Genomic DNA, 22,431 nt, shown 5'->3' with positions numbered 1-22,431 from the left:
TGTTATAAGAAATTTTTAGCATATACTCACTTTCAATACATACAGCAACCTACTTTTTGCCATACACTTCATAGAAGATATAGAAACCTATATAAATAGTATACAGCAAAATCTCCTTGAATAAAGTATGTTTTAAAATATAATAGCGAATATATTCTGACAGTTTCTCTTCTTTTACTAACTTCTTACAAATTGACTTATTTGTCAAGGAAAGCGTCTCACCATTCTCCACTATGCTAATATTTTTTAAAATAAAAAAGAAAGGGGCTTCCCCCTTTCTTTATTTTGCAAATGCTCCAGAAACAATATCCATAATTTTTTTGACAACCTCTTCAATTGATAAAGAAGTTGTATCTAATTCCAATGCATCATCCGCTTTTTTTAGCGGAGAAACTTCGCGCTCTGAATCTAGCTTATCACGCTCAGCAATCTCTTTTTTCAATTGCTCTAAACTAGAAGCAAAACCTTTCTTCGTGTTTTCAAGATGTCTACGCTCCGCTCTCTCTTGAACAGAAGCAAGCATAAAAATTTTCACTTCCGCATTAGGTAACACATGCGTACCAATATCACGACCGTCCATTACTACTCCGCCCTGTTCTGCTAGAGCTTGTTGGCGACGTACCATCTCTTCCCGAACAAGACGATGCTTGGCAACAATTGATACGCGATTTGTTACATTCGGTGTACGAATCGCTTCAGATACATCCTCGCCATTTAAGAAAACTAGTTGTGTATTTTCACCTTGCTGAAACTCAATATTTACATTTTTTAAAACTTCCATTAGACTTTCTTCATTTTCAATATCCACATTTTGCTTAAGAGCAGCATATGTAAGCGTACGATACATTGCACCTGTGTCAATATATACATAAGAAAGTTCTTTCGCAACAATCTTTGCGACCGTGCTTTTTCCAGCAGCTGCTGGACCATCTATCGCAATTGAAATTCGTTTTTCCATTGTAACACCTCATTTTTTTCACTTATATAACAAAATGAAAAGCAGGTACAAATTCCCTGCTTCTCCGTGTTTGTTTCATGTCGATTAAATCCTCAATTATTGTAGCACAATCCTTACTATAAGAAAATGAAAACTACTTATTCACTTGTAAAATATCCGTTGTATTTTTACTTGTAACTCCTTCATAATAAACGATTTTTGATAAATATTTTACTGTGGATTCTTGCATAAAGAGTAATTGAATAATGCACAGACAAATAAATTGAATCAATAATATACGAATTAAAACTCCCTCAATTTTTTTCAAAAAAAATATCCTCTTTTCATTTTTTCTCACTCATTCCAACAATTTACGATTGAAAAAATTTAAAAATCCGCTTACTTTAATTATTTCCAATATACAGTAGCTAACTTTATTTTCATTTCTGGTACAAACTTTTATACATTTCCATTGTCGAATCTAGCAAAAACATGGTATGTTCTAAATGTATTTTTTGATTGGAAAGGGGTATAAGCATTGAAAAAAATCCTAGTTTTACACACAGGTGGAACAATCTCAATGGAGGAAGATAAAGAAACTGGGGTTGTACAACCAGGGGAACAAAATCCTCTTTTAAAATTCATTCCTGATTTAGAGGATGATATTAATTTAATTGTTGAAGATGTCTTTCATCTTCCATCTCCTCATATGACTCCTAGTGAGATGTTACAATTACAAGTCATCATTGACGAAAGAGTTAAACATGAAGACATCCATGGTGTTGTCATTACCCATGGTACAGATACATTAGAAGAGACTGCCTATTTTTTAGATTTAACTGTACAAGCGAACATTCCAATCGTTGTAACAGGGGCAATGCGCTCTAGCAACGAATTAGGCGCTGACGGTTTATATAACTTTTTATCTGCTGTAAAGGTTGCAAGTAGCAACGAAGCACTTGGAAAAGGTGTTCTTGTCGTATTAAACGACGAAATTCACTGTGCAACAAATGTAACAAAAACACATACAAGTAATGTTGCAACATTTCAAAGTCCTCAATACGGACCAATCGGTATGGTGACAAAACGTGGCGTTGTCTTCCATCACGCTCTCGTACATCACGAAACATATATGGTCGGACAAATTTCTAAAAATGTGGTCGTGTTAAAAGCATACGCCGGTATGGATGATACATTATTAGCAGCAATTGAAACCCTACCGGTAGATGGGATTGTAATCGAAGCACTCGGTCAAGGTAATTTACCACCACGAACGCTCCCTAGTTTACAGCGCTTAATAAATAAAGGACTTCCAATTGTTCTTGTTTCCCGCTGCTTTAACGGAATTGTCCAAGACGTATATTCCTATGAGGGTGGAGGAAAACAATTAAAAGATATTGGGATTGTCTTCACCTACGGTTTAAATGCCCAAAAAGCTCGTATTAAACTACTTGTGGCTTTAGAATGTGCTCAATCTCAAGAAAAAATTCAACAAATGTTTATGCACGATTAAAAAATAAGCTGTCGAAATTCGACAGCTTATTTTTGTTCTCTTGATACAACTGTTTGTGTAATTGCTCCGCCATGAAATCTTCCATTCTCAATAAAAATTTCATTCGCATTATTTCCAGCTGCAATAACACCCGCAATAAAGATATTCTCAACATTCGTTTCCATTGTTTCTTCTGTATACACCGGACGCCCTGTTTCTTTATCAATTTCTACTCCCATTTTTGTTAAGAAGCCATGATCTGGATGATATCCCGTCATTGCAAACACAAAATCATTTTGAATCGTAAATGATTCTCCGTTACTTGTATACGTCAGTGTATGTTCGGTAATTTCTTTCACGTGAGCATGGAACCGCATTTGAATTGTACCATTACGCACTAATGCTTCAAATTCAGGTAAAATCCACGGCTTAATACTCTGTGAATATGCTTCCCCGCGATACAACACCGTTACACGTGCTCCAGCTTTTACAAGTTCTAGCGCTGCATCTACACTTGAATTTTTTCCTCCTATTACAACTACATCACGGTCAAAATATGGATGTGCCTCTTTAAAGTAATGGGATACTTTTTCTAAATTTTCTCCAGGAACGTTCATATAGTTTGGATTATCATAATATCCCGTTGCCACTACAATATATTTCGCAGTATATGTCTCCTTATTACCATCACGCTTCGTTGTATTTACTCTAAAGAAGTTCCCGTCTTTTTGCACTTGTTCTACGCGTTCAAATGCATTTACACGCACTCCTTTACGCTTTACCACTTCACGATAATACGCAAGCGCTTGATTACGAACCGGCTTACGATTTTCTGTAATAAAAGCAACATCACCAATCTCTAGTTTTTCACTAGATGAAAAAAACGTTTGATGAGTTGGATAATGATAAATCGCATTCACAATATTCCCTTTTTCAATTACTAGTGGATCGATTCCCTCTTGCTGTAGTGAAATCGCTGCTGCTAATCCACATGGTCCGCCCCCGATTATAATAACTGTTTCTTTTTGCATACTCGGTTCACTCCTAGTCTTCTGCTTCACTCTCTATTTATTACAAAACAAGAAAAAACCTACTTTCAGCAGTAGGCACCTATCTTTATTGTATTCATTTTTCATATATTTGTCATCTAAACGATACGTACATTCGATAGACGTCCGCTAAAAACTGTCTAAATCTTATTCCTTGTTGTCCAAATACATTTTCTGGATCAATCTTTCTCGTAGGATCAAGTTTTTTATGAGATACAATATCCGTTTTAGGATTTAAATTGAATGTATGACATAAATAAGCATGGTACCATGTAAACCGCGTGTAAGAATCCCAAAAATTAACAGTTCCTCCATAACACATTTCAACACCAATTGCTGCTTTATTTGCATCATAACCAAACAAATCGTTATCTGATGGTACACTATATCTTACGTGATATGCTACCTCATCAATTGGGATAATTTCTAAAATGGTTGTATCATCTACAAAAGTATGCGCCGATGCTTTTGGTTGCACTTCGTTAAAGTAATCACGATTTCCTATCGCATTGCTACCAGGATTCCCCGTATCATGACTTACAATAAATCTCACCTTTGAAAGACGGATTCCTGGTCGTGAGCTTCCGTATCCAATATAATTTCGCTCTATAGGGAACATCACCATGTTTATCAACTCCGCTCTAGAAAATTACCTTCTTCCTTATATATGTATTCAATCTCGATATCTATATAGCACATTTCTTACGCAAAGAGAAAATCAAAAATATTTGAAGTAAAGACCATAAATAATAAAATACTTACAGCCGTTCCATAAAACCCATAAAACCAAACACAGTCTTCTTTTGTATCTAAACCGAAAAATTTATTCACGGATTGTAACAAAGATGAACGTTTCACATGTTTTTTCCGTAAAACTTCTACCCGTTCCATAACATCTGTTGGCATCATAAATCTTTGGTCTGCTGTCATTTTCATTATTAATCTCTCCTTATTTTGTTTCCGTTTTGTTTATCTAAGGAAAGTATAGCACAAACGTTCGTACAGAACAAGCGTTCTTTTTTATAATCGAACATCCATTTTCAACATATTCCATCCCATTAACAGTAACTATTTATCCCGCTATTTGCGGACAGTAAGAAAGACCTCATCTCAAAATCCAGCGAAAACAAAGAAGTTAGGTGATGGATTAACTGCCTGTAAAAACCCGATTGGGAAACTTTATCCAATCCATTTTAAAAATAACATTATAATTCTCCATGCAATAGCTATCGATGCCCCAACAATACATACTCCAAATATTTTCAGTTCACTTACCTTTTTTATAATCCTTATTATCTATTTCAATAAAAAACGTGGTTTCCCTGAAGGAAACCACGTTCTCTCTAAACTTTTTGTTCTATTATACCCAACCTCTAAAGCGGCTAGCTTCTGCCATTTTACGTACACCAACCATATAAGCTGCTAAACGCATGTTCACTTTACGAACTTGTGATGTTTCATAAATGGAATCGAATGATCTTACCATTACTTTTTCTAAGCGTTGTTCTACTTCTTCTTCTGACCAGTAGTAACCTTGATTATTTTGTACCCATTCGAAGTAAGATACAGTAACACCACCAGCACTTGCTAATACGTCAGGAACAAGTAAAATACCGCGTTCTGTTAAAATTCTAGTTGCTTCTAATGTAGTTGGACCGTTTGCTGCTTCTACAACAATTTTCGCTTTAATATCCGCAGCATTCTCTTCTGTAATTTGGTTCTCGATTGCAGCTGGAACTAAAATATCACAATCAAGTTCTAATAGCTCTTTGTTTGAAATTGTATTGTTAAACAATTTCGTTACTGTTCCGAAGCTGTCACGACGATCAAGTAAGTAGTCGATATCCAATCCATTTGGATCATGTAGTGCACCGTAAGCATCAGAAATCGCAATTACTTTTGCACCAGCATCATGCATAAATTTAGCTAAGAAGCTACCAGCGTTCCCAAACCCTTGGACAACAACGCGAGCACCTTTAATGTCGATACCGCGTTTTTTCGCAGCTTCTCGAATACAGATTGTTACACCTTTTGCAGTCGCTGTTTCACGACCATGAGATCCACCTAATACAAGCGGTTTTCCTGTAATAAATCCAGGTGAATTGAATTCATCGATGCGGCTATATTCATCCATCATCCATGCCATAATTTGTGAGTTTGTAAATACATCTGGAGCAGGAATATCTTTTGTTGGACCAACAATCTGGCTAATTGCTCGTACATATCCACGGCTTAATCTTTCTAATTCACGGAAAGACATTTCTCGTGGATCACAAATGATCCCACCTTTACCTCCACCATATGGTAAATCAACAATACCACATTTTAAACTCATCCAAATAGAAAGTGCTTTCACTTCGTTTTCTGTTACGTTTGGATGGAAGCGAATTCCACCTTTCGTTGGACCAACAGCATCATTGTGCTGTGCGCGATACCCTGTAAATATTTTAACAGTCCCGTCATCCATACGAACTGGAATTTTCACTGTCATCATACGAATTGGTTCTTTAAGTAATTCATATACCTCGTTTGGATAACCCAATTTTTCTAGTGCTTCACTAATAACAATTTGTGTTGAATTTAACAATTCAAAGTGTTGTTCCCTTTGTTGTGTTTGTGTTTGAGCTCCCTTTTCGGCTACCATAGTAAGTAAACCCCCTGTAATTTCACTTGTTTAGTAAACCTTCATTGCCTAGTATACACCGTTAAATTTGGAATGCAATAGAAAACGCTAACAAATATATACAAACGATTTTTTATTGCAAGCGTTTTCACTATCATTATAGTCCTTTTATCACTTTTAGAAAAGTAAAATACTTAAATATTTAAATGTTTTTTATACTACAATGTATTTTAATCTCTTTAATATCGCAAAACACCAACAAAACCTCAGCTATTTATATTAGCTGAGGTTTTGTTTTAAGATAAAATACTTGTATATTTGCTGAATTGCTTGAGAATCCATTAATTCTTTTCCATATTCCATAATACGATAAATTGTCACTGTAGAAGAATTACCGTATTCCGCTAAAATCGCAATAATATCTGCCTTTAATAATGCTGTTTCTTCTTCCATCCAAAGATAAAAACGTCCATCCCATGTATAAAGTTTCCCTCCGGTTACACCGAGATTATACAAACGATTTGCCAAAGTAATCACATCTTCAAACGTTGCAAATTCATACAATATATGTTCACTCTCATCTAGAGTTACTTGCATTTCAATAAACTCATCACGAAACTCATCTTCTGTATCCGTTTCATGATTTTCTTTTGTAACAATCACAACCATTCCTTGTGCCTGTAAAGAAAAAACTTCAACTGCAATTGGACCATCTGCTTCAAATCCAAGTTCCTTATTTGCTTCTTGCATCATATCGCGAAATAACTGTTGCACTTTCGGAGCATTTTTCCATAAATCCTCCTTCGTCAATCCTCGCTCAGATAAATCGTCAAACGTTAGGAAAATTTTAATTTTATTATAATTCAAACGTTCCAACCTCATCTTGTAACCTCCCTACGTAACCGTTGTATCTAATTTTTATTATATGAAATAGAAAATAGATGGTTCTTTTCGAACAACTATTCCGAAACTTTTAACCATTCATCCCATTCTTTTTTTGTATCGCCAATGAATATATTTTGAAGTTCAACCTTGTCATCATCTGAAACAAACTGGCTTGCAAACCCAACAAGTCCAGTGCGGATCTTTGGATTGTGACTTTGCAACTGCTTAATCAAATTCAGCGCGTCTTTCAAATATCGCTCTTTTGAACATGATATAAACACATATTTAGGTGCAAATCGCTTGATGGCTATATGAATTTCATCTTCCTCTAGGCCTGTCCCCAAATACGTTGCTTGATAGCCTTTCAAACGTAAATATATCGTAAAAACAAAAAGATGTAATGCACTCAATTCTCCTGGTACACATATAGCCAAAGCTTTTGGCAAAATAAAATTAGTATGCGTATTATGATAAATCATTCCAATGCGTGAGCATAAAAACGACTCTACATACCGCTCTTGTACAGCTGTTATCTCATCATTTCTCCGCATAGTTTCTAATTTATCAACAATCAGGACAAATATATGAGTGATTACTTTTTCCATTGTATAAATAACAAATGCCTCGTTTAATAATTCACGGGCATGTATTTCATCAAATTTTAACAAATAACGAAGGATATCGTCCACTAAAAATACTTCTTTACTGTACGTCATCTCAGCTGAATTGTGATTTTGCAATCGATTGCTCTCTAATAACTGAACTGCTTGACCAATTGTAAACCCTTCATTTACTTTATTCATTAACCATTTTAAGATTCTAACATGCTCTTCTGTATATAGGCGATACCCAGCATCATTGCGCTTTGGAGCAATAATATGATATCGTCTCTCCCAAGCCCGCAGTGTACTTGGCTGAATTCCAAGCATATTCGAAACTGCTTTTATATTATATTTTCCTTTTAAAGTTGGCATATTTTCCCCACCTTTAAACCGAATATCTCTTAATTTTTTCCTTGCAACGTAATTAAGTGCGTTTGAGCTGGAGCTCGAAAACGTAACGGTATAAATGTAGTTCCATACCCGTTACTCACAAGTAAAGTTGTATTGGGATACTCATATACGCCACCTTTTAAATAACGTTTAGAATGAAATAAACGAATTTGCCCTCCATGAGTATGCCCACTTAATACGAGGGAAATTTGTTCTTGTCCAGACATTTTGTTTACAATAGCAGGATTGTGGCTAATAAGAATACGAAAACCATCTTCTTGACAATCTGCCAGCGCCAAGTCTAAACGATCTCGTTCTAATCCAACATCATCCACCCCTAATAAGCAAAGCTTGTCGCCACACTCTGATTCAAACAGCACTCGTGTATTATCTAAAATTTTCACACCATGTTCTAGTAACAACGCATCTAATTCATGATAGTCAATTTCATAATCGTTATTTCCCCATACAAAATATATAGGACCAATTTCACTTAATGTTTGAACATTAGCAGCAATTTGTGATAACGATACACCTTTCTCAGCTAAATCACCACCAATAATAACAAAATCAGCATTTCCTTTTACATTTTCAATTAAAGAAGGTGAAATAACTCTCCTATGAATATCTGAAATGAAAAATATCCTGACTTTTCCAAAGCTTTCCGGGAAATTTACAAATGATAAAGTATGCTCTAACAATGTATTACGCAATGCTTCTTTATACATCATAAAAAGACAAATGAAGCCAATACATATGAATGTGCCACCTAATCCAATCCATAACATATACTTTTCTCAACTTCCCTCTCAACAAAATATAATCCCATCAAACTATATTGTCATAAAGGTAAATAAAACCTTATCTGATATTAAAGGCTTCATTCACCTTTTTCAATTCACTCATACAATAATCATTTTACTGCTGCTATTCCTTCTCCACTTTTTCTTTAACAGGAATTTTCAATTCTTTTCCTACCTCTAACTGACCATCTTGTAAATTGTTATAGTTTTTTATAATTGTAGCCCCATCTTCATTCGGAAAATACTGTTTTCCAATACTTTCGAATGTCTCTCCCTCTTTTACAATGTGTGTTTCAAATTTCTCTGACTGTTTCTTTTCTCCTTCACCATGTTTATTTGAATCGAAAAAAATCACTTCAAACGCATTTTTTCCAGAGACATCATCCTTGTTTGCACTTTTTACTTCGATATACTTATCCGTATACCATAAAATACTAAGCGGTAACAAAATAAATAAAAATGTTAAAACCCGAACGAAAAAGTGATTAATCTTAAATTTAGATTTTTTCTTCTCATTATTTCTATGAATCTCACTTCGCGGCGGTAAACCTTCTTCTGTTTGCTCTTCTTCCAACTCTTCTTCCAGCTCTTCTTCAAAATCGGGAATTTGTTTTCTCATGCTGTTCACCACCACCTTCCACTTATTTTCTTAATTGAAGTCCCATTATAAAATCAACAAGAAAGTGTGCAAATATTGTTATAAACAAATTTCCTGTCCATTGAAATACATATCCAAACAGAAAACTAATCATACATACAAAGCAAAATAGAAATGGCTTCCTCACATATCGAATATGCAGAACAGCAAAAATAAGGCTTGCAATTACAAGTCCAAAATGCGTCTGTAATACACCTCGAAATAAAAACTCTTCAGCAAATCCAATAACAAACGTAATAACTAATAATTGTATTACAGAAATTCCTCGGAACATTCGATCATTAATTCCACCATCATCAAACCACCATTCTGGCAACACTTGCATTGCAATATAATCAAATAAAATAACACTGCCCGCAACCACGCTGCCTATTACAAGAATGGAAATGGGCTCCCATTTCCACAAATCATAAAATTCATTCCTATTTGGAAATAATATATAGGCTAACACGCAACCAACACCAATAATTATTAATTGTGTTATATAGAGATTAAGCCGTATTTCTTTCGGACCTATGTCTTCAATACTACGCCTTTGAATGCTCATCATTCCTCCGTTCTCCCATACCAAAGAGCAATTGTAGCTCCGCTTCCCAATTATAGTCGAAATTTGATTGTCTTGCTCGTCTTTTTTTGTAATCTTCTTTTGAAATACCACAGTAATCACAGCAGTTTTTTATCCGGGCTTCCTTCTTATATCCAAAATGATGTAGCATCTGTTCCCGCCTACACCCTTTATACTGTAGCCACGATTTCATATTTTCTAATTGACTATATTTATTCCGAAGACGCCTATCTACTTCTAACATTAATCTTTCCATTGTCTCATCTGACAAGGATTCCATAATGAGCTTCTTCTGTTGTATGATTTTCATCTTTTCTAAATGATAACGTATAAAACGCCAATGTTGCTCACTAAACCTTGCAGCATTATAACAAATTTCTTCCACATCTTCTATTGGCAATACTTTCGTTTGAAACATCTTTTCTTGTAGTAAAGAAAATAAAAATTGAATTTGTTGTTTATTTGGTAACTCATCCTCAATGATAGAAACTGGTAGATCATGATCCAAAGGACTACAAAGTAGAATTGCAATGCTTTCCTCTCCATCCCTCCCAGCCCTACCAATCTCTTGTAAATAAGAAGCAATATTTGCTGGATAATGAAAATGAATAATATACCTTGTATTCGGCTTGTTTACACCCATACCAAATGCGCTTGTACATATAACAAGCTGCAGTTGATCATTCATAAATTGCTGCTGAATTAGCATCCGCTCTTCATGTTCCATTCCACCATGATAAAATGCAACACCTACTATACCTTTACTCCTTAAATATTCTGTCAAGCGCTCCGTCCAAGCTCTGCTAGAACAATAAATGATTCCTGGCCCTTGTAAATAAGTAACATGCGTGAGAAGTGCTTCCTTTTTTTCTTCTATCGTTTGGACAAATTGTACCTCCATTGCAATATTCGGGCGGTCAATCGAATACAAATGCTCGGCTACATTTGTAAGTTTTAAACTGTTTATAATATCTCGTAATACTTCTTTTGTTGCAGTAGCTGTTAATGCCAATACAGGAGGGTGCCCAATAGCCGCTATAACTTGATCTAATTTTTTATAGTCCGTTCGAAAATCGTAGCCCCATTGCGAAATACAATGTGCTTCATCGACAACAAATAGCGAAATATGAATCTTTTTTAGTTCTCTTACTATTACTTCAGATCGCAACATTTCAGGCGAGACAAAAACAAATTTATAAGAAGATAATCTTTTTATCGCTTTCTTTTTTTCAATCAATGTACGAAAACTATTAAACGCGATCACACGGTCCTTCACTACATATTTGAGCTGTGCTACCTGATCTTCCATTAAGGATAGTAATGGAGAAACAATTAGTACTGTTCCATCTTGCATAAGGCCTGGAAGCTGATAACACATTGATTTTCCTCTTCCAGTTGGAAGCATTGCTACAACATCTTTTCCTTGTAATAAATCTGCAATAACCTCTTTCTGCCCTTGACGAAATTCGGTATAACTAAACCACTTATACAAATAATCCTCAAGCCTCATTTACAACCCCCATCTGTGCTAACACAAGACGAATTTCAAAATAAGAAACCGCTTCCCCTACCGCTTGCTTTAACACGCGTAACTTACGTGTTTCTAATGTTTCAATAACGTGCTGCACATGCTTGATTTTATTTTTTTCCATAAACATTTCAATAGAAAAATCTCTTTCTCGTAATGCAATTTCAACAAAATGATCTTCTATTGTTGCAACCTTTAAATTTCTAATTGTTGCAATTTCATCTAAAGAACGCCCTTGCCTCCAAAGTTGATATGTTTTCTGTGTTGATACACTAAACAAATCTGATCTTTCATTCGGATAAGAAATAATCTTTGTTAATAATGGAAAGTCGTTTTTATTATCCCGAACAGATTGAATAAAGAAATGAATAGTACCCCAAAATAAAAGATATACGCGAAATACATCTTGGTTTGTAATTTCTGCAAGTTGCTTTAATGTATATCCAATCCGTTTATACCCAGTTAGCCGATATGTAAAAATTGTTGCTTCAATCGGCAAAGTATCTTGTAGCAGCATATGCATCTCTTTCCATAAACTTTTCGCAAGTTCACTTCTTGCATACGGTATCCCGATGAGAAACTGCTTAACCCACATCATTACCTCTGTATCTTGTTGAATTGGAAGAAACTTGGCATTTTGCTGTTGTAAATTTGACACAGTTTGAATAATTAATGAAAGTCGTTTCCAAAAGATTTCACCAAGATCACCATAGTGCAAACCGTGTAAATACTGCGGAAAAGAACGTGTTTTTTTCCAAGTTTCCAGTTGTTCCATTCCAGTATCAGTTAAAATGTACGTATTTTCATGCACACTCTGAATCCATTCTTTATGTAATACACATTCAATTTCCTGATCATAATCAGAACGTTGTAATGATTTGTATATTCCAAATAGAAAAGAAATGTGAAATATATTTCCGTCTTGTAATGTTTGTGAAGAACGTTTCCCTTTTAAAAGGTGATAAATGGAAGAAACAGTTCGTTCACCATTTAATTGTTTTATACAATATAGTAAAGTATATTGTAACTGCATCACTGCTTCCACCTTTCAATTACATTTATATTTTCTATTGTATCAAACTGTACAGCATTTAGGCATTTTGAAAATCTTGTGAAATAAATCAAAAATAAGTTGACACCCTAATTGATAAGCATTATCATTATAATTTTATGTTGAAAAGTTTGAAAAACCGTTTTACAATAAGGTTATAATTTTTATAGCGAATATTTTCACATACATATTATCAGGAGGGAAAAAACATGGCAAAATATACAATTGTTGACAAAGACACTTGCATCGCATGCGGAGCTTGCGGGGCTGCTGCACCAGACATTTATGACTACGATGATGAAGGTATTGCATTTGTAACATTAGATGATAACCAAGGTATCGTTGAAATTCCAGACGTGTTAATTGATGACATGATGGATGCATTTGAAGGTTGTCCAACTGACTCAATTAAAGTTGCTGACGAAGCATTTGATGGCGACGCTTTAAAATTCGAATAGTCTTTTTATTAACTTCAAAAAATCCCCCTCATTTTTATGAGGGGGATTTTTTGTTATTTCTCTCACTTACAATTTTAAAAGCCATCAGCAGTATACTTACCTCTGATGGCCAAAATTTCTATGCATTTTTCATTTTTGCAAATACCCATACTTTCAAACGTGAAAACAGCGCTACAAACACAACTGTTACAACAATCCCTTTAATTAAATTAAATGGTAGAATTGCCGCTACAATCATTTGCCTCATACTACCGCTAGACATAGCAGGCTGATTTAAAAACCAAGTGTAAGCTGGTAAAATGATGAAATAATTTAACACACTCATAATTACCGCCATAGTAACCGTCCCTAACATTAACCCTGTTGTTAAACTTTTTACTGTGCGATACTTCCGGAATAGGAAAGCTGCTGGCCCAATAAATAGACACCCTGCAATAAAGTTTGCTATTTCTCCAACCGGAACCCCCGTTAAACTCCCTTGAATTCCGTAGTGAAGAATATTTTTTATCGCTTCTACAACTACACCTGCAATCGGACTAAAAATAATCGCTGCAATTAAAGCTGGCACATCACTAAAGTCAATTTTTAAAAACGGTGGAAGTCCTGGAAATGGGAAATCCAACATCATAAGCAAGTACGCAATACTACTAAGCATCGCTACGCTCACCATTTGTACTACACTGTTTTTTTGTTTCATCCTTCTCTCTCCTTTTCCATCGATCATCTCATGGAAAGTGGAAAGGTTCTGCTATGCCTACTTTTTTCTATCATGAAAAAACCCTTTGTGTTTTACACAAAGGGAGAATTTTTAGGCACATCAAACAGACGTTCAAATACTTATCTTTTTTGAACGCTTGAACCTCCATCTTCTCCCATCCAGACTGTACTGTCGGCTTTGGAATCTCACCAAATCCTGCCTTAGCGGCTCGCGGGCTTAGAACGAAAAGTAACTGTTCATCACCGCCGGTCGGGATTTTCACCCTGCCCCGAAGATAGACCGATATTCTATTTTCTCCACCATTATACAACATCATCATACAGTTGTGAATAAAAATGTTTATAACTTATGAATAGTAAGTAATGTTTTTATATGAATACCACATAAAGTGAAACTTTAATCAGTGGGGGGTTCTTCATTCCCCACCTATCTTCTTTACTTTCGCTGAATTTTGATGTGAGGGTCTTACTGCCCCTTAATACGGGATTAAAACAGCTATTGGATTACTTGACAACACAATCCATATTTTTGACAATTCGACTTTTTCCTTCATAATTCCCTAGTCATCCATACAGAAAAGTGATAAGATATTGAATTGTTAAGATAAGAGCATTTTCTTAATACGGAGGAAATGTCATGAGAAAAGAAAAAAGACACTCTATTCAAGAAACAATGAAAAAAAACTTAAGAAAAGAATACTTTTATTTAAAAAAGGAATTACTTTTCTACTGTCCAATTGATTTAGGTGCATTTTCAAGAGAAACATACTACGCTACTTTTGATGAAGAAGGAATTAGTGTTTATCAGTATGATAAAACAACAGAAAGCAAACTAAAGCTATGTGAGCGTCATCCATGGAACAGTTGGGATAAAGTAAAAATTGATCACTATTTAACAACATCGCAATTTATTTTCCAAGGAAAGCGTAATTGGATTCTCTCTCTCTTTCATAAAGGAAAAGAAGCGCAAAAAATAATAGAAGAACATACTTCTTTACAAACAGAAGTTGTTTCCCGATCCTTTTTGAAAAAACTTCCTGGTTTTCGTTCTAATACAATTTTAAACAAATACATTGGCAGCATCTGTTATACTGCACTTATTGCATTTTTATTAAAATGGATTATTCCATTCCAACAAATACAAGTTGCCTTGTATTCTTTTTCTATCGGTTGTATGCTCCTTGGTTTACTTTGCTTGACAATTGGACTAATCGAACCAACCATTGTATTATTTCGAACGCAGGAAAAAACGAGGGCAAAGGTCTTTTATTATTATAGCTATTTAGCTATTTCTGGGTTTATATGTGTCTTTATTTTTTGGTAAAAAAGAGCTAGTTCTGCTAGCTCTTTTTTTAATTTATATATAATTTTTGATTTGGGTAAATTTGATCTTGCCGCAACGCGTTTTTCACTTTTATCTCATAAACAGTCATACCAAACTTACGAGCAATACTGACCAACGTGTCCCCTTTTTGCACAATATATATCGACGATGAAGCCACTTGATTTCTTTCTTCATTTAAAACAAGCAATGGATTCATTGCATTTCTTTTCCCAAACGTCCAAGCACCTTTATGAACTTCTAAGTGCAGATGCGCTCCTCTTGATTCACCTGTGTTGCCCACTTCGCCAATTACCTCACCTCTTGCGATGCGCTCCCCTTGGAGTACATATCTCTTATTTAGATGAGCGTAAACAGCCTCATATTCTCCATGTTTAATAAATACTACATGTCCATAACTATTTGAAAAATAGGATTTCGTTACCGTTCCACCTCGAATCGCTGCAACCGGTGTTCCGATTGAGGCAGCTATATCAATACCATAGTGTTTTCCATTTCTTGTTCCAAAATAGTCACTAATTCTTCCATCTACAGGCCATGTCCATCGTCCGTCCTCAGCATAAGCATATACTTGAGAACTAAAAATCAATCCAAAGACAAGTATCCCGATTTTTAAGCCTTTCATATACATCCTCCGTTTTTTAATAACCGTCACACTTTCTCTATTGTGGGATATTACGGAAAAAAGTATACAAAAAAGAAAGTGAATTATTCCACTTCCTTCTCTTCTTTATTACGAAAAACAATTGCACTTCGTTTATATTCGACGTCGTTCACATTAAGACGAGCGTTTATCACTCTAGCAATTGCAAATAAATAATCAGATAATCGATTGACATATCGTAATACAACTTCATTTATTTCTTCTTGCTTTCCTAACGATACAATATGGCGCTCAGCTCTTCTCGTTACCGTACGTGCAACATGAATCATCGCAGACGCTGAGCTCCCACCAGGCAAAATAAAACGCTCTAGCGGCGGAGCTTCTTCTATGTAGCGATCAATTCGTTCTTCTAAATATATAACCATCTCTTCCGTTACTGTATACGGTAACTTTTGCTGTACAATTGCTAAATCTCCACCGCAATCAAACAACTCATGCTGAATCTTTTCAAGCTCATCATATATGTCTTGAAAGCGTTCTTCTTGAATCATAGTCATCGCATATCCAATATGAGAATTCGCCTCATCAATTGTTCCATACGCTTCTACACGAATATGATTTTTATCAACTCGCCCACCAACAATACTCGTTTGTCCTTTATCTCCTGTTTTCGTATATAGTTTCAAATATTCTACACCTCTCTTTTTAATGTTTACTCATTACACTAACTATCACAAGTATGATATGAAATTGTAAGTAACAAGGAGTATCTGCTTTCACCCATGCATGGAGAGATAAAGTGAAACTTTAATCAGTGAGGGTTTTCTCCATCCCCCACTGATTATTAGCCCTCACCAATCGGGCTTTTACGGGCAGTTGTCCCCCACATACCTTTCTCGTTTCTCTTTGAACCTTGGGGTAAAGGTCTTACTGCCCACAAATAGCAGGATAAAACAAAAAGCTCTAATATTCTTTATTCCATTGAGAAAATATTATAAACTCAAAAAAGAATAAAAATACTAGAACTTTTGTATCCTTTGTTAATGAATAACACCGTATTCACTTACAATAATATCACTTATATTGACTGATCTGGTAAATATACAGAGAATGTTGTCCCTTCTCCAACAACACTTGATATAGAGATTTTCCCATCATGACCTTGCACAATGTTTTTAGCAATCGCAAGCCCTAAACCAGTCCCACCTGTTTTCCCACGTGTTCTTGCTTTATCAGCTTTATAGAAACGATCAAATAAGAACGGAATATCTTCTTCAGGGATACCTGCACCTGAATCTTGTACTTCAAAGACTACTCCATTATTTTTCGTATCAATAACAAGCTTAACATGACCACCTGCATTTGTATGCCTAATTGCATTATCAATTAAGTTCGTTAATACTTGTTCCATACGATCCGGATCAAACGGATGTTGCTCAACCTGGTTACGGAAATCAACGGTTAGCTGCACTTCTTTATCCTGCGCAATTCCTTGGAATTTACGGCCAATTTTCTCAACAAACGGATGAATATCCACTTCAGATATATGCAATTCTACATGACCACTTTCCATCCGAGCTAAATCTAAAAGTTCATTTACAAGGCGTCCTAAACGAACAGATTCATCATAAATAATTTGTACAAACTCGTTTATTTCTTCTTTCGTTTGAACAACATCATCTAAGATCGCCTCACTATACCCTTGAAGCATAACCATCGGAGTACGCAATTCATGGGACACATTTGCAATAAAATCTTTACGCATTTTTTCAAGACGGCGTTCTTCTGTCATATCTCGAAGGACTGCGACAGCACCACGAATTTTCGTTTGATTATATAGTGGAGTCATAAGGACAACGTAGTTACCCTTTTGTAAATTAATTTCAATAACTTGCTGTTGCTCACTCTCTACTACAAGATGGAACAACTCAACAAGCTCAGGTGGTAAATTCCTACTTAACTCTAACTCTTTTTCTTCTTGCCAAACTTGTAAAAAGCGCTCCGCTGGCGGATTGATAACAACAACTTCACCCTCTTGATCCAGCGTTACAACCCCATCTGCCATACTGCTTAAAATACTAGAAAGTTGTTCTTTTTCTTGTTGCAGCGCATTAATATTAAACTTCAATTGTTTTCCCATTTGATTTAACGCCGTTGCTAGCTCTCCTATTTCATCTTGCGAAACCATAGGTGCTTTCGTATCAAATTTCCCGCGTGCTACTTCAAAGGCCACTTCACGCATTTTACGAAGTGGAGCTGTAATTCGTGTCGATAAGAAAAATGCAAAGAACGTTGTTAAAATAATTGCAATTCCCGCTGATAGAAAAATAAAATCTGTCGCTTTTTCCATACCTTGTTTCGGAACTTGCAATGATTGATACACAAACACCGCACTATGGTTCGATGATTGCAGTGGCTTACCAACAATCATAATATCATTTTCAGAATTTTTATTCTTTTTGTCGTTAGACACTTTTTTTATTTTTTCTTTATTTTCTTTTTTATCTATAAAAACAGCTGCTAAATCTTTATCCTTTTTCAGATCTTCTATTGTAAGATCTACCAGCCCTTCTTGTTTCGGTGAAGAAGAAACCTCATGATCCCCTTTCACAATAATAATTCGTGAGAGTGGATCAGCAAACTTATAGGCGATATTTTCAATCGTCTTTTCGTCTGCACCTTCTTCAATTAATTCCGAAACGCTTGTCGCTACTTTTGTAAGCCTTGTTTCACTCATTTCAATATAGTAATTGTCAAAAAACTGTGAAAGCAAAATGGCAACAAAGCCAAGAACAAATGAAACAAGAAGCAATATTGTCATCCATAGCTTTCCTACTACACTTCTCCAAAGCATCAGTCGCTCACAACCTCAAACTTATAACCAACACCCCATACAGTTACAATCATCTTCGCTGCATCAGATGATTTTTTACTTAATTTTTCACGTAAACGCTTTACGTGCGTATCTACTGTACGTAAGTCTCCAAAGAATTCATATTGCCATACCTCTTTTAATAATTGCTCACGATCAAATACTTTATCAGGAGCCTTTGCTAAAAATAGTAACAATTCATATTCCTTTGGTGTTAAATTGACTTCATCACCATCAGCTGTAACGCGATGCGCATCATTATCAATTGTTAAATGCGGGAATACAATAACATCTTTTGTTGTTGTATCTTGTGTAAAGAATGTCGTTGTCACAGAACGTCGTAGTACCGCTTTTACACGAAGAACTACTTCACGTGGACTAAACGGCTTTACGATATAATCATCCGAACCAACTTCAAATCCTTGCACTCTGTTTACTTCTTCACCTTTAGCTGTCAGCATAATAATTGGTGTTGCTTTTTTCTCACGAATCCCTTTACACACTTCAATTCCATCTTTTCCAGGCATCATAATATCTAATAAGATTAAATCATAGTCATTTTGCAATGCTTTTTCTAGAGCTTCATCACCATTATCAGCCTCATCGATTGTATATTGTTCTCTTTCTAAATACATTTTTAATAAACGACGAATACGATCTTCATCATCCACAATTAAAATTCTTGGTTCATTTTCCATTGCTTCCCGCTGCCCGTGAAAACATGACAACGGTTCACACCTACCTTTCTACAATGTAATACTGTTTTTACTCTTATCTCATAATTGACAATTCTAAAGTATTAGGCTTACACCTTAGACATTATGCTTCACAAGAATAATAAAGTTTGTTCATTTCTTTTCCAAAAATATGTATTTTTTTTGAACAGGGCATTTAGGCCTCGACATCATTTTACAAAATCAACCTTTACTTTGCCATGTTTTTCTCAAAAAAGAAAAGAAATTGACAAAAATAAAATAGGAAAGTGTCAACCACTTTCCTATTTTATCATGCTTAACTGAACAGTATGCTCCCTCTAAAAAAGAGATAAAACCTTACGCGTATGAGTGTAAACCAGCAATAATTAAGTTCACGACTATAAAGTTAAACATGATAATGGCAAATCCAATTACCGCAAGCCATGCCGACTTCTCACCATGCCATCCTTTAGATAGACGTAAATGTAAAACGGCAGCATAAAAGAGCCAAGTAATGAGTGCCCACACCTCTTTTGGATCCCACCCCCAAAAACGCGTCCATGCAATTTGCGCCCAAATCATCGCAAAAATTAACGCTCCTAACGTAAAGACTGGGAATCCAATCGCAATAGAGCGGTATCCAATTTCATCAAGTAAATCACTGTTAACGTTTTTCACTACTGGCTGAAGGGCCGCTGATACTCTTTTTCGTAAAATTAATCTCAATACAATATAAAGTCCTGTTCCAATAAACAATGACCAAATCACTGTGTTTAATTTCTTTGCATTTATGATAGCAGGCATTTCTGCAATAGGTTCAAGTTTTCCATTTGTTAGTAACTTCCCTTCATGCGGCCCAACTAGCGCGGGAAGATTATATTTCATCTCGACTTTTTGTTCGTTTTTATCTACCCATTGAAACTTCGCTTCATATTTCGTTGCCGAATAAACTGTTGTTACCGCTATGAATCCAACCGCGCAAACGAGTGTAAAAACGACTGTTTCCAGCCAAAATGTCCGTTTTGTCCTTTTTGACTGATCTACATTTTTAAGCAAATACATAACACCTGTAATAAAACTAATTGCTAAAATAGCTTGTCCAGCTGCTGCCGTTGTTACATGAATATGTAGCCAATTACTTTTCAGCGATGGAATAAGCGGGGAAATCTCTCTTGGAAACATACTTGCATATGCAATTAATAATAGGGCTACTGGTAAAGCGAATAATCCGACTATACTTACACGATACATGAAATACATGACAATAAAAGCCCCAACAAGCATCATGCCGAAGAATGTACCAAACTCAAAGAAGTTACTTACTGGCGCATGGCCTGAAGCTATCCACCTTGTTACAAAGTATACAGTTTGAGCGACAAATCCTAAAATTGTTATGGTTATACCTATATTCGCCCACTTCCGTCCTTTTTCTTTAATTGCTCCTCCGAAGAACAGTGTTGCAATTAAATATAAGATGAAAGCGGCAAATAGGAAATTACTGCTTATTTGCACCATATATTCTCCCCACCTTAACTAATTTTTTGATCATTTACTTTGTCATATGGTTGTGGAATTGTTGTTCCTTCAAGTACTTTTTCAATATCTTTCCGCAAGCCAAACCAGTTTTTATTTGTATGGCCAGCAATCCACCATTCATCTTTAACACGTTGTATCCAGATACGGCGATGATTCCAATACATCCCTTGAATCACACCAACCATGAAGATAAATCCTCCAATTCCAAGAATCCACAGTGTCAAATCTTTTCTTACGACAAGCCCTGTTGCATTGCGCATTTCTACTCCTGCAAAGGTCATTTTATATTGATTGTTTCCTTCTGGTTCTATGTTTTGTTGTATACCTACAAAACTCACTTCCCCTTCTGGCGTCTCTGGTGTAAACATTTTAAAAACAAAAGCTGGGTTGTTTGGAAGTTTTGTTTTTGTATTCGGCTGGCTATTCTCATCAAAATAAAAATCAGGAAAATAACTTAATAATTTTATAGAGTATCCGTCTCCTAAATCATATGTTTCTTTTGGATTTTCTAAGTTGACTTTAATAGGTTTCCATTTTTGCTGATTGTCTTTTTTCTGTAAAGAAAAAGACATACTCTTAAATTCATTTTCTTTAAAATCTAGTTGATATAGAGCAAACTGATCAAATTTAAGCGGTTCATTTACTCTAATTTCACTTTCCTTTACCTTCTCTAACTTTGGTTTTTGTCCCGCAACATTTTCTCCTATAGTTTTGTATAATACGGCGTTCGTTTGATAGTTTTTGACAATCATTTTATCGCCCACACGATCAATTGCATCATTAAATACTTTATCATCTTTACTTTTGTCATAAACTTCTTTTATAAACTTTTCATTCTTCAAATAATATTTTCCATCTGTTCCTGGTATCTCTTTCACTTCTCCATCACGTATCCATAGTGTTTCATCCACATACATGCTTGGAAGAAACCGTAGCATTGCTCCAAATAGAAAAATAATAAGACCAATATGATTCACATATGGACCCCAGCGAGAGAATCTACCTTTTTCTGCTAAAATATTTTCGCCTTCTACTCTTACATTGTAATTTTTTTTCTTTAAATTGGCTTGAATCTGCTCTAGATCCCCCTCTTTCGGAGAGCCTGTCCCATACAACCGTTGTCTCTTTAAAAAACTTGGGTGTCTTTTTACCCCCTGCTTTTTTAAAGCTTTATAAAGTGGTATTACACGATCTAAACTACATATCACAAGCGATACACCAATCGACGCAATTAAAATCATATACCACCATGAGCTATATAAATTATTAAAACCTAATTGGTAATATAGTTGTCCAAGAAAACCATATTCCTGTTCATAATATTCACTTGGTGTAACACCTGGAGGTATGTACATTTCTTGCGGAAATATGGTTCCAACTGCTGATGCTAATAGAGTAATGACAATGAGCCATACCCCTACCTTTACAGAAGAAAAAAAACTCCAAACCTTATCTACGATTGTTTTCGTATGAGTTAGAGAGCGCCGGGCACTCCCCTCATATCGCATATCTAATAATCTCGTACCTTCCTTATTTTCAAAAGGTTTCCCGCAAGCTTCACAAAAAATTGTGCCTATTGGATTTACATGTCCACATTCACACTTTATCTGTTCCAATATTCTCA

The 22,431-nt window shown here is 35.4% G+C and carries 23 protein-coding genes and 1 riboswitch; of the genes, 3 read left to right on the top strand and 20 right to left on the bottom strand.

The features are described 5' to 3' along the window. Nucleotides 1–280 precede the first annotated feature (280 nt). Nucleotides 281–958, bottom strand: coding sequence for a (d)CMP kinase (cmk, locus tag J4P91_RS01805; protein ID WP_207992714.1), 678 nt, complete (start codon nt 956–958; stop codon nt 281–283). 133 nt (nt 959–1,091) lie between these two features. Beyond that, complete coding sequence (locus J4P91_RS01800; protein ID WP_017152531.1) at nt 1,092–1,265, bottom strand: DUF5359 family protein; 174 nt, start codon at nt 1,263–1,265, stop codon at nt 1,092–1,094. A 210-nt stretch (nt 1,266–1,475) separates the two neighbouring features. On the opposite strand from J4P91_RS01800, the gene J4P91_RS01795 reads away from it, so the two are divergent. Continuing rightward, on the top strand, nt 1,476–2,450 hold the full coding sequence (locus J4P91_RS01795; RefSeq protein WP_207992713.1) for an asparaginase: 975 nt from the start codon (nt 1,476–1,478) through the stop codon (nt 2,448–2,450). A 26-nt stretch (nt 2,451–2,476) separates the two neighbouring features. On the opposite strand, the gene J4P91_RS01790 is transcribed toward J4P91_RS01795, so the two are convergent. The 11 genes from J4P91_RS01790 to J4P91_RS01740 all read right to left on the bottom strand — a co-directional run bounded on the left by J4P91_RS01790 (nt 2,477) and on the right by J4P91_RS01740 (nt 12,565). Further along, nucleotides 2,477–3,460 (bottom strand): YpdA family putative bacillithiol disulfide reductase, encoded by a 984-nt coding sequence (locus J4P91_RS01790; protein ID WP_017152533.1) that lies wholly within the window; start codon nt 3,458–3,460, stop codon nt 2,477–2,479. A 112-nt stretch (nt 3,461–3,572) separates the two neighbouring features. Continuing rightward, nucleotides 3,573–4,103 (bottom strand): peptidoglycan recognition protein family protein, encoded by a 531-nt coding sequence (locus J4P91_RS01785; RefSeq protein ID WP_207992712.1) that lies wholly within the window; start codon nt 4,101–4,103, stop codon nt 3,573–3,575. Nucleotides 4,104–4,180: 77 nt separating this feature from the next. Further along, nucleotides 4,181–4,417: a DUF3961 domain-containing protein gene (locus tag J4P91_RS01780; RefSeq protein ID WP_207992930.1), complete on the bottom strand. Its 237-nt coding sequence runs from the start codon at nt 4,415–4,417 to the stop codon at nt 4,181–4,183. A 421-nt stretch (nt 4,418–4,838) separates the two neighbouring features. Further along, the gene (gudB, locus tag J4P91_RS01775; protein ID WP_017152536.1) at nt 4,839–6,122 is read right to left on the bottom strand and encodes an NAD-specific glutamate dehydrogenase; all 1,284 of its coding nucleotides are present in this window, start codon (nt 6,120–6,122) and stop codon (nt 4,839–4,841) included. A gap of 258 nt (nt 6,123–6,380) precedes the next feature. Then, on the bottom strand, nt 6,381–6,983 hold the full coding sequence (locus J4P91_RS01770) for a genetic competence negative regulator (protein WP_017152537.1): 603 nt from the start codon (nt 6,981–6,983) through the stop codon (nt 6,381–6,383). Between the two features lie 77 nt (nt 6,984–7,060). Continuing rightward, on the bottom strand, nt 7,061–7,960 hold the full coding sequence (locus J4P91_RS01765; protein WP_207992711.1) for a MerR family transcriptional regulator: 900 nt from the start codon (nt 7,958–7,960) through the stop codon (nt 7,061–7,063). 29 nt (nt 7,961–7,989) lie between these two features. Further along, entirely contained in the window at nt 7,990–8,766 is a 777-nt protein-coding gene (locus J4P91_RS01760; RefSeq protein WP_207992710.1) for a metallophosphoesterase, read from the bottom strand. Nucleotides 8,767–8,905: 139 nt separating this feature from the next. Next, the gene (locus J4P91_RS01755) at nt 8,906–9,400 is read right to left on the bottom strand and encodes a LysM peptidoglycan-binding domain-containing protein (protein ID WP_207992709.1); all 495 of its coding nucleotides are present in this window, start codon (nt 9,398–9,400) and stop codon (nt 8,906–8,908) included. Nucleotides 9,401–9,422: 22 nt separating this feature from the next. After that, nucleotides 9,423–9,986 carry a CPBP family intramembrane glutamic endopeptidase gene (locus tag J4P91_RS01750; RefSeq protein ID WP_207992929.1) on the bottom strand — a complete coding sequence of 188 codons (564 nt, stop codon included), beginning with the start codon at nt 9,984–9,986 and terminating at the stop codon, nt 9,423–9,425. Next, nucleotides 9,967–11,514: a RecQ family ATP-dependent DNA helicase gene (locus tag J4P91_RS01745; RefSeq protein ID WP_207992708.1), complete on the bottom strand. Its 1,548-nt coding sequence runs from the start codon at nt 11,512–11,514 to the stop codon at nt 9,967–9,969. Before J4P91_RS01745 ends, J4P91_RS01750 begins: the two co-directional genes overlap by 20 nt. After that, on the bottom strand, nt 11,504–12,565 hold the full coding sequence (locus tag J4P91_RS01740) for a YpbB family protein (protein WP_207992707.1): 1,062 nt from the start codon (nt 12,563–12,565) through the stop codon (nt 11,504–11,506). The genes J4P91_RS01745 and J4P91_RS01740 overlap by 11 nt, the downstream gene beginning before the upstream one ends. A 227-nt stretch (nt 12,566–12,792) precedes the next feature. On the opposite strand from J4P91_RS01740, the gene J4P91_RS01735 reads away from it, so the two are divergent. Continuing rightward, nucleotides 12,793–13,041: a ferredoxin gene (locus tag J4P91_RS01735; protein ID WP_017152544.1), complete on the top strand. Its 249-nt coding sequence runs from the start codon at nt 12,793–12,795 to the stop codon at nt 13,039–13,041. A 118-nt stretch (nt 13,042–13,159) separates the two neighbouring features. Here J4P91_RS01735 and J4P91_RS01730 read toward each other — a convergent pair whose 3' ends face one another. Continuing rightward, nucleotides 13,160–13,738 carry an ECF transporter S component gene (locus J4P91_RS01730; protein ID WP_207992706.1) on the bottom strand — a complete coding sequence of 193 codons (579 nt, stop codon included), beginning with the start codon at nt 13,736–13,738 and terminating at the stop codon, nt 13,160–13,162. 163 nt (nt 13,739–13,901) lie between these two features. Beyond that, nucleotides 13,902–14,039: riboswitch (FMN riboswitch) on the bottom strand. Nucleotides 14,040–14,395: 356 nt separating this feature from the next. Between J4P91_RS01730 and J4P91_RS01725 the strand changes: the two genes are divergently transcribed. Next, nucleotides 14,396–15,082 (top strand): hypothetical protein, encoded by a 687-nt coding sequence (locus tag J4P91_RS01725; protein ID WP_017152547.1) that lies wholly within the window; start codon nt 14,396–14,398, stop codon nt 15,080–15,082. A 28-nt stretch (nt 15,083–15,110) separates the two neighbouring features. Here J4P91_RS01725 and J4P91_RS01720 read toward each other — a convergent pair whose 3' ends face one another. The 6 genes from J4P91_RS01720 to J4P91_RS01695 all read right to left on the bottom strand — a co-directional run bounded on the left by J4P91_RS01720 (nt 15,111) and on the right by J4P91_RS01695 (nt 22,426). After that, entirely contained in the window at nt 15,111–15,725 is a 615-nt protein-coding gene (locus J4P91_RS01720; protein ID WP_017152548.1) for a peptidoglycan DD-metalloendopeptidase family protein, read from the bottom strand. 83 nt (nt 15,726–15,808) lie between these two features. Next, nucleotides 15,809–16,390, bottom strand: a complete 582-nt coding sequence (locus J4P91_RS01715; protein WP_207992705.1) for a cob(I)yrinic acid a,c-diamide adenosyltransferase — start codon at nt 16,388–16,390, stop codon at nt 15,809–15,811. 392 nt (nt 16,391–16,782) lie between these two features. Further along, a complete protein-coding gene (locus J4P91_RS01710; protein WP_017152550.1) occupies nt 16,783–18,558 on the bottom strand; it encodes an ATP-binding protein in 1,776 nt (591 codons plus the stop codon). Then, nucleotides 18,558–19,274: a DNA-binding response regulator ResD gene (gene resD, locus J4P91_RS01705; protein WP_002056252.1), complete on the bottom strand. Its 717-nt coding sequence runs from the start codon at nt 19,272–19,274 to the stop codon at nt 18,558–18,560. The genes J4P91_RS01710 and resD overlap by 1 nt, the downstream gene beginning before the upstream one ends. Before the next feature lie 354 nt (nt 19,275–19,628). Further along, nucleotides 19,629–20,786: a c-type cytochrome biogenesis protein CcsB gene (gene ccsB, locus J4P91_RS01700; protein ID WP_207992704.1), complete on the bottom strand. Its 1,158-nt coding sequence runs from the start codon at nt 20,784–20,786 to the stop codon at nt 19,629–19,631. Between the two features lie 14 nt (nt 20,787–20,800). Beyond that, nucleotides 20,801–22,426 (bottom strand): cytochrome c biogenesis ResB family protein, encoded by a 1,626-nt coding sequence (locus J4P91_RS01695; protein WP_207992928.1) that lies wholly within the window; start codon nt 22,424–22,426, stop codon nt 20,801–20,803. Between the last annotated feature and the right edge of the window lie 5 nt (nt 22,427–22,431).

The organism is Bacillus sp. XF8 (assembly GCF_017498755.1).
Classification (GTDB): domain Bacteria; phylum Bacillota; class Bacilli; order Bacillales; family Bacillaceae_G; genus Bacillus_A; species Bacillus_A bingmayongensis.
The sequence above is the reverse complement of the archived record's forward strand: the minus strand, read 5'-3'. Positions and strand labels throughout refer to the sequence as shown.